This is a genomic window from Frateuria flava (assembly GCF_017837635.1).
GTDB lineage: Bacteria > Pseudomonadota > Gammaproteobacteria > Xanthomonadales > Rhodanobacteraceae > Frateuria_A > Frateuria_A flava.
Map to the genome: position 1 here is coordinate 127,586 of NZ_JAGJRS010000019.1, position 12,175 is coordinate 139,760.

Annotated in this window: 10 protein-coding genes; 3 read left to right on the forward strand and 7 right to left on the reverse strand. The window is 66.9% G+C overall.

What is annotated here, in order from left to right:
• Positions 1-91: 91 nt before the first annotated feature.
• Both J7I44_RS10265 and J7I44_RS10270 read left to right on the forward strand, forming a co-directional pair.
• Entirely contained in the window at positions 92-2,182 is a 2,091-nt protein-coding gene (locus J7I44_RS10265; protein ID WP_209619945.1) for a S9 family peptidase, read from the forward strand.
• A 161-nt stretch (positions 2,183-2,343) separates the two neighbouring features.
• Entirely contained in the window at positions 2,344-2,682 is a 339-nt protein-coding gene (locus tag J7I44_RS10270) for an endonuclease domain-containing protein (protein ID WP_209619948.1), read from the forward strand.
• Positions 2,683-2,784: 102 nt separating this feature from the next.
• Here the strand turns inward: J7I44_RS10270 and J7I44_RS10275 are convergent, their stop codons facing one another.
• The 6 genes from J7I44_RS10275 to miaB all read right to left on the reverse strand — a co-directional run bounded on the left by J7I44_RS10275 (position 2,785) and on the right by miaB (position 9,340).
• Positions 2,785-3,804 carry a magnesium and cobalt transport protein CorA gene (locus J7I44_RS10275; RefSeq protein ID WP_209619950.1) on the reverse strand — a complete coding sequence of 340 codons (1,020 nt, stop codon included), beginning with the start codon at positions 3,802-3,804 and terminating at the stop codon, positions 2,785-2,787.
• A 118-nt stretch (positions 3,805-3,922) separates the two neighbouring features.
• Positions 3,923-5,110, reverse strand: coding sequence for a lipoprotein N-acyltransferase Lnb domain-containing protein (locus J7I44_RS10280; protein WP_209619954.1), 1,188 nt, complete (start codon positions 5,108-5,110; stop codon positions 3,923-3,925).
• 130 nt (positions 5,111-5,240) lie between these two features.
• The gene (locus J7I44_RS10285) at positions 5,241-6,098 is read right to left on the reverse strand and encodes a CorC family transporter (RefSeq protein WP_209619970.1); all 858 of its coding nucleotides are present in this window, start codon (positions 6,096-6,098) and stop codon (positions 5,241-5,243) included.
• 231 nt (positions 6,099-6,329) lie between these two features.
• Positions 6,330-6,827, reverse strand: a complete 498-nt coding sequence (gene ybeY, locus J7I44_RS10290) for an rRNA maturation RNase YbeY (RefSeq protein WP_209619990.1) — start codon at positions 6,825-6,827, stop codon at positions 6,330-6,332.
• Positions 6,828-6,832: 5 nt separating this feature from the next.
• Positions 6,833-7,840 (reverse strand): PhoH family protein, encoded by a 1,008-nt coding sequence (locus tag J7I44_RS10295; protein WP_209619993.1) that lies wholly within the window; start codon positions 7,838-7,840, stop codon positions 6,833-6,835.
• A gap of 153 nt (positions 7,841-7,993) precedes the next feature.
• Complete coding sequence (miaB, locus tag J7I44_RS10300) at positions 7,994-9,340, reverse strand: tRNA (N6-isopentenyl adenosine(37)-C2)-methylthiotransferase MiaB (RefSeq protein ID WP_209619997.1); 1,347 nt, start codon at positions 9,338-9,340, stop codon at positions 7,994-7,996.
• 409 nt (positions 9,341-9,749) lie between these two features.
• Here miaB and J7I44_RS16860 point away from each other — a divergent pair, with 409 nt between their 5' ends.
• Complete coding sequence (locus J7I44_RS16860) at positions 9,750-10,844, forward strand: lytic transglycosylase domain-containing protein (RefSeq protein WP_245188091.1); 1,095 nt, start codon at positions 9,750-9,752, stop codon at positions 10,842-10,844.
• 117 nt (positions 10,845-10,961) lie between these two features.
• On the opposite strand, the gene J7I44_RS10310 is transcribed toward J7I44_RS16860, so the two are convergent.
• Positions 10,962-12,170: a S1C family serine protease gene (locus tag J7I44_RS10310; RefSeq protein WP_209620000.1), complete on the reverse strand. Its 1,209-nt coding sequence runs from the start codon at positions 12,168-12,170 to the stop codon at positions 10,962-10,964.
• Positions 12,171-12,175 lie beyond the last annotated feature (5 nt).

A 12,175-nucleotide genomic window follows, 5' to 3' on the forward strand; every position in this document is an offset into this window, starting at 1 on the left:
CGTGAATGGTACTGGCGAAGGCACGCGTCGGTTGCGTCTGCATGCGCGCCCGCTTAAGTTGCGGGCTTCGCCTTCAACCAAGGGAAACTCCATGAAGCCGCTGTTCGCCGCGCTTGCACTGGGCCTGCTCGCCACACCGGCGCTGGCCGTCGACCTGGAAACCCACGCCCCGCACCCGTTCAATGTGCGCGACCTGGTGATGATGGATCGCGTGAGTGACCCGCAGCTCTCGCCCGACGGCCGCTATGCCGCCTTCGGCGTGCGCAGCACGGACTACGCCGCCAACAAGGGCATCAACGCGATCTATGTGCTGGATCTGAAGAAGGGCGGCGAGCCGGTCAAGGTGGTGGACAAGGGCAGCTCGGCACGCTGGGCGGCCGACGGGCACAGCCTCTACTACGTGGCAGCGGCCGACGGCATTTCGCAGCTGTGGCGGGTGGACCTGGGTACGGGCGACAAGCTGGACCTGGCCGGGCACAAGGCCGCGGTCCAGGTCAGTCACGGCGCGCTGGACCTGGGTGGCTACAAGCTTGCACCCGATGGCAAGAGCGTGCTGCTTTCCTACGAGGTCTACACCGACTGCGCGGACCTGGCCTGCACCAAGGAGCGCATCGACGGTCGCGAGAAGAACAAGGCCACCGGCACTGTCTACGACAAACTGTTCGTGCGCCACTGGGACGCCTGGGCCAACGGGCGCCGCAACCAGCTGTTCATCGCCCACTTCGACGGCCAGGGCATGTTGCCGGCCGAGCCGACCCTGCTCAGCCGCGGTATCGACGGCGACATCCCGAGCAAGCCCTTTGGCGACGAGAGCGAGTTCGCCTTCTCGCTGGATGGCCGCACGGTCTATTTCGACGTGCGCATCGCCGGCACGAGCGAGCCGTGGTCGACCAACTTCGACCTCTACCGTGTGCCCGCCGACGGCTCGTCCGCGCCGCAGAACCTGACCGAGGCGAACAAGGCGTGGGACGCCTATCCCGTGCCTTCGCCGGACGGCAGGACGCTCTATTACCTGGCCATGAAGGAGCCGGGTTTCGAGGCCGACCGCTTTGCGATCATGGCCATGGACCTGCAGAGCGGCGCCACGCGCGAGGTTGATCCGCAGTGGGACCGTTCGGCCGGTGCGCTGACCATCGCCGATGATGGCAAGACGCTCTACGCCACGGCAGACGACGAGGGGCAGCACCCACTGTTCGCCGTCGATGCGGCCAGCGGCAAGGTCACCAAGCTGGTGGGCGAGGGCACGGTGGGTGGCTATTCGCTCCAGAACGGCAAGCTGCTGCTGGCACGCGATGACCTCAAGCACCCGGTCGACCTCTACCTGACCGACGCCAGTGGCCGCGGCCTCAAGCAGGTGACGCACTACAACGCCGAGCGGCTGAAGAACGCTAGGACCGGCGACTTCGAGTTCTTCACCTTTAAGGGCTGGAACAACGAAACCGTGCAGGGCTACGTGGTCAAGCCGGTGGGCTACAAGCGCGGGCAGAAGTATCCGGTGGCCTTCATCATCCACGGTGGTCCGCAGGGCGCGATGTCCAATGGCTGGAGCTACCGCTGGAACCCGCAGACCTACGCCGGTCAGGGCTTCGCGGTGGTGACCGTGAACTTCCACGGCTCCACCGGCTACGGCCAGGCGTTCACCGACTCGATCTCCGGCGACTGGGGTGGCAAGCCGCTGGAGGACCTCAAGGCCGGCTGGAAGGCTGCGCTGGACAAGTACAGCTTCCTCGACGGCGACAACGCCTGCGCGCTGGGGGCCAGCTACGGTGGCTACATGGTCTACTGGATGGCGGGCGTGTGGAACCAGCCATGGAAGTGCTTCGTCGACCACGACGGCGTGTTCGATGCGCGGATGATGTATTACGCCACCGAGGAGTTGTGGTTCGAGGAGAAGGAGAACGGCGGCACGCAGTTCGACCATCCCGAGAACTACGAGCGCTTCAACCCCATCAACCACGTCAAGGACTGGCGCGTGCCGATGCTGGTGGTGCACAGCGGCAACGATTTCCGCATCCCGATCACCCAGGGCCTGGGCGCCTTTACCGCGCTGCAGCGCCAGGGCATCCCGAGCGAGTTCCTCACCTTCCCGGAGGAGAACCACTGGGTGCTCAAACCACAGAACAGCGTGATGTGGCATGAGACGGTGAATGCGTGGTTGAAGCGGTGGACGTCGAAGGATTGACCGTACCAGCCCTTCCGTGCAGGCAGGAGGGGCTCGGGCTGACAGGCATTTCTGTAGCAAGCGCAAGGTTGGAGCCGGCGTGCTTTTGCTCCTCCCCCTGCATGCAGGGGGAGGTTGGGAGGGGGTAGCCTTTGCCTCTCCAGGGACACGGATGTCGGGTCATGGAAACCAAATGGAAACGGGCGCGCTGGTTGCGAAACGCACCCACCGACGCCGAGCGCCATTTATGGCGTTACCTGCGCCGCGAGCGACTAGCCGGCTGGAAGTTCCGCCGCCAATATCCGATCGCGGGATTCATCGCTGATTTCGTCTGCGTTCCCGGCGCTCTGGTCATCGAACTGGATGGCGGACAGCATCTTGATGCGTCTGCCTATGATGGCAATCGGACGCGAATGATTGAGGCCGAAGGATATCGGGTCGTGCGTTTCTGGAACGATGACGTGCTTCTCCGCGTCGATGCTGTGTTGGAAGAAGTGCTGCGCCATCTCCACGGGCACTAGTTCAAGAGCACCCCTCCCCAGCCCTCCCCTGCTTTGCAGGGGAGGGGGTGTGGCAAGCGTCTGACTTTACTGATCGTGTGGCGCGGGGTGTGAGGAAAGGGCTTACAGCCACTTGACGCGCTTGAGCCAGGTATAGATCCCGCCCACCACACCCGCCACCACCACGATCACCAGCGGGTACGCCCACGGTTTGTCCAGCTCGGGCATATGGCTGAAGTTCATGCCGTACCAGCTGGTGATCAGGGTCGGCGCGGCCAGCAGCGCAGCGTAGCCGGCGAGGCGCTTCATCACTTCGTTCTGGCCGAAGGTGACCAGCGACAGGTTCACGTTGATCGCCGCGGCCAGCATCTCGCGCATCGCGCTGATCGACTCGTTGACGCGGGCCACGTGGTCGTAGACGTCGCGGAAGTAGGGGCGCAGGTCGTCCGGAATCAGCTGAGGGTGCATGCGCACGAGCTGGTTGGTGATGTCCTGCAGGGGGGCGACGGCCAGGCGCAGCGTGGTCAGGTCGCGCTGCATGTCGTACAGGCGGCGAACCGTGCTGCGCTTGAACGTCTCGGCGAAGATGTCCGCCTCGAGCCGGTGCAGCTCCTCGCGGAAGTCGCGCACGATGGGCAGCATGTTGTCCACGATGAAGTCCAGCACGCCATAGAGGCCGTAGCTCGGACCGTTCTGCATCAGCTCGCGCGCTTGTTCGCAGCTGCGGCGTGCCGGCGCGTAGGAGAGCGATGCGCCGTGGCGGACCGTCACCAGGTAGCGTTCGCCGAAGAAGATCTGCGTTTCGCCGAAGGCCAGGTCGCCATCGACCACCTGCGCCGTCTGCACCACCAGGAACAGGGAGTCGCCATAGGCCTCCAGCTTGGTGCGCTGGTGCGCCTTGTGCGCGTCCTCGACCGCCAGGTCGTGCAGGTCGAACTCCTCCTGCAGTTTGAGCAGCAACGGAGCATCCGGTTCGTGCAGGCCGACCCAGACGAACGTGCCGGGTTCCTGCAGTACGTCGCTGATGGCGTCGAGCGTGACGTCGCCGAGGCGGGTGCCATCGCCGTGGTAGGCGATGCAGTTGACCACCATGCCGTTGTAGGCCGGGAGCGACGCGGGTGCGGGCGAGCTGGACGAGGTCATCGCCGCATCATGCGCGGTGGTCGGGCATGAGGCAATTGCGCGGGCTGGGCTTGTGGATCACGTCCGTGCGCGAGCAGCTCTCGCGGCGTGCGGATGGTGGTCGCGCACAGGTGCGCTCCTACAAGCGGCGTTTTGCGCGAAGTGCCCATGCCATCGCCAGCCATGCCGGCATCGAGAACAGTAGCCAGGGCTGGTTCTGCTGGACGGTGCCGGGGAGCAGGTGCAGCAGCACGGCGGCCAGCAGGGCGAACAGCTGCAGCATGAGGACGGCATCGGCCAGCCGGGAAGCGGGCAGGCCATGCCTGGCGCGCCACGTCGATGGAAGCAGAACCAGCGCGAGCGGGTTGAAAAGCAGCAGGTTGACGTTGGCCCAGGCCGCATGATGCGTGGTCAGGAGCCACAGGAACAGCAGCCCGATGCCTGCCACGCCCGCGAACAGCAGGTAGAGCGTGCCGAGCAGGCTGAAGCCGGTGGGACTGAATCGGCGCGCGAGCAGCAGCACGATGGCCAGCGCCAGGCCGGCCAGGGCGAGCGGAAGCCGCAGGTCGGGTGCGGTCGCCGGCGGCGTGTCCAGGCGGTTGGGCGAGATCAATGCGGTGGCGGTAACCAGCGGGCCCGCACCCTGCGGACCGGCGAGCTGCACGCTGGCCAGCTGCTGCGAAAGCACGGACGGCAGGAAGCTTTCCTCCCACGCGTTGAGCGGCTGGTCGGCGTACGGTCCAAGGCCGAGGTCGAGCAGCAGCATCAGCCACGGTTGCGCGCTCATCAGGCGGGCGGTCTGCTGGCGGTAGGTCATGCCGCCGGGACGGGCGATCAGCTGGGTCTTGAGCACGCCGCCGAGCGCACGGTCCAGCGCGTCGCGCACGCGGGTGGTGCAGTTGTCGACGTAGTAGTCGTAGTCGTAGCGCGCGTTTTCCGGGCGCAGGTTCCAGAGCAGGAAATCGCGCAGTGCGGACGCCTGTTCCGGCGTGAGGTCCAGTTGCTGGCGAGTGACCGAGCGGCCCGCCTGGATGTACCAGTTCTCGTCCAGCGTGGTGGGCGCGGCATCCATCAGGTAGTGCATGCGACCGCGCGCGAAGTTCAGCAGGAATCCGCTCTCGTCGAAGTCGAACACGCCGTAGTTGAAGTTGTAGGCCTCCCCGCTGACCGTATCGCGCAGCTCGATCGCGTCGTGGCCGAAACGTTCCCAGTAGGTGTCGCCGGGACCGTAGGTGATCAGCGAGACCTCGAGATTGGCGCCGGGGGCGTTGGCGACGCCGGCGTGGGCCGGGCGCAGTGTGAACGTGAACAGGAGCAGGAGCAGCAAGACGTAGCCCGCGTGCCGGGCGATTCGGCTTGCCGGCAGGTGGCGGGCGCCCCCAAGGGCGCTCCTGCAAGGGTGGGTCGGCTCTGGTCGGAGCGCCCTTGGGCGCGACCCGGATGCAGGGATGCCCGCCTCAGGCATCGGCCGGCTGCCGGTTCACGCGGAACTGCTGCACGCGCCGGTCGTCGGCCTCGGTGACGATGAAGAGATAGCCACCGAACACCACTTCCTCGCCCACTTCGGGCAGATGGCCAAATTCCGCGGTCGCCATGCCGCCGACGGTGTCGAATTCCTCGTCGGAAAAACTCGCGCCGGTCCCCTCGTTGAAGTCGGCGATCGGCGTCAGCGCGCTGACCATCCAGCCGCCACCGCCGGGCAGTTCGTGCATCAGGCTCGGCTCGTCCTCGTCGTCATGTTCGTCGTCGATCTCGCCGACGATCTGTTCGAGCACGTCCTCAATGGTGATCAGGCCCGCGACACCGCCGTATTCATCCACCACCAGCGCCATGTGGTTGCGCGAGCGGCGAAACTCGGCCAGCAGCACGTTCAGTCGCATCGACTCGGGGATCAGCACCGCCGGGCGCAGCAGCATCGCGAGGTCGAAGCCCTCGCCGTCGCCGAAATACTTGAGCAGGTCCTTGGCGAGCAGGATGCCGATGATCTCGTCCTTGTCCTCGCCGTGTACGGGGAAGCGCGAGTGGCCGGACTCGACCACTTTGGCCAGCACGTCATGCAGGGAGGCGTCGGCGGGGATCATCACGATCTGCGCGCGCGGGACCATGACGTCATCCACGCTCAGTTCGGTGACCTTGAGCGCACCCTCGACCATGGTGAGGGTGTCGTTGGAGAGCAGGCCGTTGGCCTGGGCAGCGCGCAGTTCCTCGATCAGTTCGTCGCGGTTGCGCGGTTCGCCGGAAAACAGATGGCCCAGGCGATCCCACCAGGAGCGGTGGGGGGCTGGGCCGTTGGTACTGCCAGGGTCGTCGTTCATCAACTCAGGGAAGAGCGGCCCGTGAAGGGGCGGAAAGCCGGAGTCTAGCGGAAAAAACGTGGGGATTCAGGGCACAAGCGGGCGGGTGGCGCTGGCTGGTTCGTCTGGCGTCGCGCGCTGTCTGTAGGAGCGCACCCCGTGCGCGACCCCGATGCATGTTCGGATGCGGCGGTCGCGCACAGGGTGCGCTCCCACAAGGGACAAGGGCGCCTGTGCCTACCGATACGCTGATTACTGCGGCGCGTACGGATCGGCAATGCCCAATCCGGCCAGGATGCGCGTCTCCAGCGCCTCCATGGCCTCGGCTTCGGCGTCCTCGACATGGTCGTAGCCAAGCAGGTGCAGCGTGCCGTGGACGGTCAGGTGTGCCCAATGGTCGCGCGGCTTCTTGCCCTGTTCCGCCGCCTCGCGGGCGACCACCGGCGCGCAGATGGCGAGATCGCCGATCAAGGGCAGGTCAACGCCGGGCGGCAGTTCGGCGGGGAAGGAAAGCACGTTGGTCGCGTAGTCCTTGCCGCGGTAGTCTCGGTTGAGCGCCTGGCCTTCGTCGGTGTCGACGATACGGATGGCGACCTCCGCCGGCTTGCGTCGCCTGGCGCCTTGAAGCGCCGCCGCCACCCACTGGCGGAAGCTGGCTGGCGAGGGCACGCCGGCGCGGGGAACGGCATAGCTCACGGAGAGCTGGGGAGCGGGCAGGGCAGCGGCCGCCGGACGGGGGCGCCTGGCCATGGCGGTCACGCCGCGCCGCCCTTTTTCCCGGCCGCCTGTTCCTCGCTCGCCTGCTCGAACGCCTCGTACGCCCGCACGATCTTGGCCACCAAGGGGTGGCGCACCACGTCGCGCGAGGTGAAGAAGGTGAAGCTGATGCCGTCGACGCCGCGCAGTACTTCGATCGCGTGGCGCAGGCCCGAGCGGACGTGGCGAGGCAGGTCGATCTGGCTGACGTCGCCAGTGATCACCGCGACCGAGCCGAAGCCGATGCGCGTGAGGAACATCTTCATCTGCTCGACGGTGGTGTTCTGCGCCTCGTCCAGGATCACGTAGGAATCGTTGAGGGTACGACCGCGCATGTAGGCCAGCGGCGCGATCTCTATCACGTTGCGCTCCATCAGCTTGGCGACCTTTTCGAAGCCGAGCATCTCGTAGAGCGCGTCGTAGAGCGGGCGCAGGTAGGGATCGACCTTCTGGCTGAGGTCGCCCGGCAGGAAGCCGAGCTTCTCGCCGGCCTCCACCGCCGGGCGCACCAGCAACAGGCGCTGCACGCGGTTGGCTTCGAGCGCTTCCACTGCGCTGGCGACCGCCAGGTAGGTCTTGCCGGTACCGGCCGGGCCGACGCCGAAGTTGATGTCGTGGGTGGCGATGGCGTGCAGGTAGCGCGCCTGGCTCGGCCCGCGGCCCTTGATCACCCCGCGCTTGACCTTGATCGTCACGTCCTGGGCGCCCTCGGCCGCTTCGTCGACCATCGCGTCGATGCCCGATTCGGCCAGCTGCAGGTTGATCTGCGCGCCGGTGAGGGTTTCTTTCTCGGTGGCGGCGTAGAGCGCGCGCAGCACCTTTTCGGCGGCGCGGGCAGGTGGTTCTTCGCCGATGACCTTGAACAGGTTGCCGCGGTGGTCGATTTCCACGCCCAGGCGCAGTTCGATCTGGCGCAGGTGCTCGTCGAACGGGCCGCACAGGTTGGCCAGCCGGGCGTTGTCTTCCGGGTCGAGGGCGAAGTCGCGTTCGTTGAGGCCGTTGGTCATGGGGTCTGTCGAAAGGTTGGAGGGTGGGCCTTCTCCCTCCGGGAGAAGGTGCCGACAGGCGATGAGGGTTCGGGCGTAGCGTTTCGCTCGAGGCTTGCCGCGAGGGTCGGACCGTCTCCCCATCCCCTCTCCCGGCGGCAGAGGAGGCTTGCGTCAGGCAACCGCCACTTCCTCGGCCAGGTGCACGCGCCCGCGCAGCGAGTTGGTCATGGCCTCGGTGATCTGGACGTCGATGAACTGTCCGATCAGGCGCGCGTTGCCGGGGAAGTTCACGAAACGCATGTTCTCGGTGCGGCCGGTCAGCTCGTTCGGGTTCTTGCGGCTGGGCTTTTCGACCAGTACGCGCTGCACCGTGCCGACCATCGCCTCATTGATGAGCCGCGCGTTGTCGTTGATCTTCGCCTGCAGCCGCGACAGGCGCGCATGCTTGACCTCCGACGGCGTGTCGTCGGCGAGGTTGGCCGCCGGGGTGCCGGGACGGGCTGAAAAGATGAAGGAGAAGCTCTGATCGAAGCCGACGTCCTCGATCAGCTTCATGGTCTTGTCGAAATCGTCGTCCGTCTCGCCGGGGAAGCCGACGATGAAGTCCGAACTGATGCAGATGTCAGGCCGCACCGCGCGCAGCTTGCGGATCTTCTGCTTGAACTCGAGCGTGGTGTAGCCGCGCTTCATCGCCGCCAGGATGCGGTCGGAGCCGGCCTGCACCGGCAGGTGCAGGAAGTTGGCGAGCTTCGGGACGCTCGCGTAGGCCTCGATCAGCGAGTCGGAGAACTCCAGCGGGTGCGAGGTGGTGAAGCGGATGCGACCGATCGATTCGATCTGCGCGATGGCATGGATCAGCACGGCAAGGTCCGCGATGCCGCCGTCGTGCATCGGTCCCTGGTAGGCGTTGACGTTCTGGCCCAGCAGGGTGACTTCGCGCACGCCTTGTTCGGCCAGCTGCGCCACTTCCACCAGCACGTCGTCGAACGGGCGGCTGATCTCGGTGCCGCGGGTGTAGGGCACCACGCAGTAGCTGCAGTACTTGGAGCAGCCTTCCATGATCGAGACGAAGGCGGTCGGGCCTTCGGCGCGCGGCTCGGGCAGGCGGTCGAACTTTTCGATCTCGGGGAAGGAGATGTCCACCTGCGGCTTGCCGGTCTCGCGCTTGGCCTCGATCAACTCGGGCAGGCGATGCAGCGTCTGCGGGCCGAACACCAGGTCCACGAAGGGCGCGCGCTTGATGATCGCCTCGCCTTCCTGCGAGGCCACGCAGCCGCCGACGCCGATCAGCACCGGCTTGCCGCCCTGCTTGTGCTCCTTCCAGCGACCGAGCTGGCTGAACACTTTTTCCTGCGCCTTCTCGCGGATCGAGCAGGTGTTGATCAGGATGACGTCCGCCTCGGACTCGTCCTGGGTCAGTTCCAGGCCGTGCGAAGCCTTGAGCACATCGGCCATCTTGGCCGAGTCGTACTCGTTCATCTGGCAGCCGTGGGTCTTGATGAAAAGTTTGCCGCTCATGGGCTGGTGTACCGTCTGCTTGAGGCGCCAGCAGGGAGGGGCGCCGAACCGCGCAGTTTACGCGGGTGCTCAGTGGCGTGCCAGTTTTTGCTTCGGATCAAGCACTTGCGGCCGCCCCTCGCTTGCTACGCGAGCGCCGATCACGCTGCTAGATACCGGTAGGAACGCACCCTGTGCGCGACCGCGATGCCCGGTCGGGCCGGCGCGCCGGTCGGAAGCGCGGCGCGCGACCCGTCCCACGTTACATTCGGCTACCCGCGCAGCGCGGGAGCTACGGCGAATTCTTGCCGGTGCCGGCGGACCCGACATCCCGGTGGCGCGCAAGGCGCGCTCCTGGCGGGAGCATGGCTGGCGCCGGGCCGCTGGCCCGCGACGCGCCGCAACGGCGTGCCGTCCCGCACGGAACCGCATGGTCACGCTGGCGTCCGTCCTGGCATGGGGGCACACTCCGCGCATGTTTGCCGCCGCACGCCAAGGGGAGAGCGCCGGCGTGGCTTCCGCTGCTTTCCCGGGTCGGTCGATCCTTTACAGGGTCGCGCTCGCCTGTGCGTTGCTGGCAGGTCTGTTCTGGCTGCCGAAGGCGCACGCTGGCGCGCTTTACCAATGCGCCGGTGCGGGCGGGGAAACGGTCTACAGCAGCACCACCGCCGGCTACAGCGGCTGCCACAAGGTCGCGTCATTCGCCGATGCGCCCCGCCACAGGGCCGCGAACAAGCCGAAGCAACCGATAGCCTCTCTGGCGGGCGTCCACGGCTGGGTGCAGACCACCGCCCGGCTGGTGTCGCTGGCTGGTGTCGAGGGCTCGGTCGACACCACTGCAAAGGTCGTCGATGCAGGCAAGTGGAACTATCGGGAGGACGTCGCTGACGCGGCGCCCGCCGCGCCCGCGGCCAGTCGGGTACTGCGTGGCGCGGTCTACCGCGTGGAAAGGCCCGACGGCTCGGTCGAATACACCAACCTCGCGCCGCGTGGGGGGAAGGGCCGCGCGGTCACCACGCTGTTCACCTATATCGCCACCTGCGTGGCGTGCAATCTGCACTCGACCATCGACTGGAACCGGGTGCGCCTGAACCTCACCGCGTATGCCGACGCGATCCGGATGGCCAGCGCGGAATCGGGCGTCAACGAGGCTTTCCTGCGCGCGGTGATCCATGCCGAGAGCGCGTTCAATCCCAATGCGCTCTCGCTCAAGGGGGCGCAGGGCCTGATGCAGCTGATGCCCGGCACGGCCAGCGACATGGGTGTGCTCGATGCGTTCGATGCGGCGCAGAACATTCGCGGCGGCGCCCGCTACCTGGCGCAATTGCTCAAGACCTTCGACGGGGATGAGCAATTGGCGGCGGCGGCCTACAACGCCGGTCCCGGTGCGGTCCTGCGTTACAACGGCGTGCCGCCGTATGCGGAGACGCAGGTCTACGTGAAGCGGGTCGGCGAACTGCGCAAGCGATACGGCGCGGCCGTGCGAGGTTCGATGACCGCGATGCGAGGCAGCGGCGCGCCCTGAGGCCGGGCGGGTTCCCTGTAGGAACGCACCCTGTGCGCGACCGCCATGTCCGTCGAGCGCAGTGCCCAGCAAAGTCGGCGATAGCGGTCGCGCACAGGGTGCGCTCCTGCAGGGTCATCAACCGTCCAGCGTGGCGCGCGTCTGCAGCGGCGGGCGGCGGGCCAACGTGACCTCGGTGTGGAAAGGCACGCCATTGCGCAATCCGGAGACTCCCACCTTGGCCCCGGGCTTGAGCGCGGCTTCGTGGCGGCGCAGATCGGCCGGGTCGAGGATGTCGTCGGTGCCGATGCGCAGCAGGATGTCGTGTGGCTGGATGCCTGCCTGCGCGGCGGGTCCGCCGGGATAGACGTCGGTCACCTGCGCGCCGCGGGCAGCCGCGGGCAGGCCGCTGTCGGCCGCCACCGGCACGAAGGCGTAGTCGGCGCCCAGCCATCCGCGCACCACGTGGCCGGTGGCGATGATCTGGTCGAGCACGTTCTTGGCATTACTCACCGGGATTGCGAAGCCGATGCCCTCGGCGTTCGCCTGCCGCCCGATCAAAAGCGTATTGATGCCGACCAGTTCGCCTCCGGCATTGACCAGCGCGCCGCCGGAGTTGCCCAGGTTGATCGCCGCGTCGGTCTGGATGAAGTCCTCGGCGCTGGAGCTGGAGAGTTGCCGTCCGACCGCGCTGACGATGCCCATCGTCACCGTCTGGTTGAGTCCCAGCGGGTTGCCGATCGCGAGCACCACGTCGCCGGCGCGCAGCGAGTGACCATCGGCGATCTTGACCACCGGCAGGTTGCCGGCGTCGATCTTCAGCACGGCCAGGTCGGTTTCCTCGTCCGCGCCGACCAGCGTGGCCTTGGCGATACGGCCGTCGTAGAGCAAGACCTGGATGTCGTCGGCGTTGGCGATCACGTGATTGTTGGTCAGCACGTAACCCTTGTCGCTGACGATCACCCCCGAGCCGAGCACCTGCTGCGGGCGCTTGTAGGCCGGGCCGGTCGGCAGGCCGCCGAAGAGCCGCTGCAGTACGGGGTCGTCGTACATCTGCACGGCGCGGGCGGTGACCATCTTGTTGGCGTAGATGTTGACGACGGAGGGCGCGGCTTTGGCCACGGCGTCTGCGTAGGACACCGGGCCACTACCCAGCGCGGGGGCGGACGCTTGTGCGGGCGTGGCATGCCCGGTGGTGGCGGCAGCCTGAGGGGCATGGTCCAGGCCAAAACGCGTGCGCAGGCGGTCCCCGCTGCCGGGCCAGAACAGGCCGACCACGAAGGCGAGCGCCAGTCCCAGGATGACAAAGCGGGCGATAAAGGCGAGCGCGCCGGCGGCGTTCTTCATGGCTT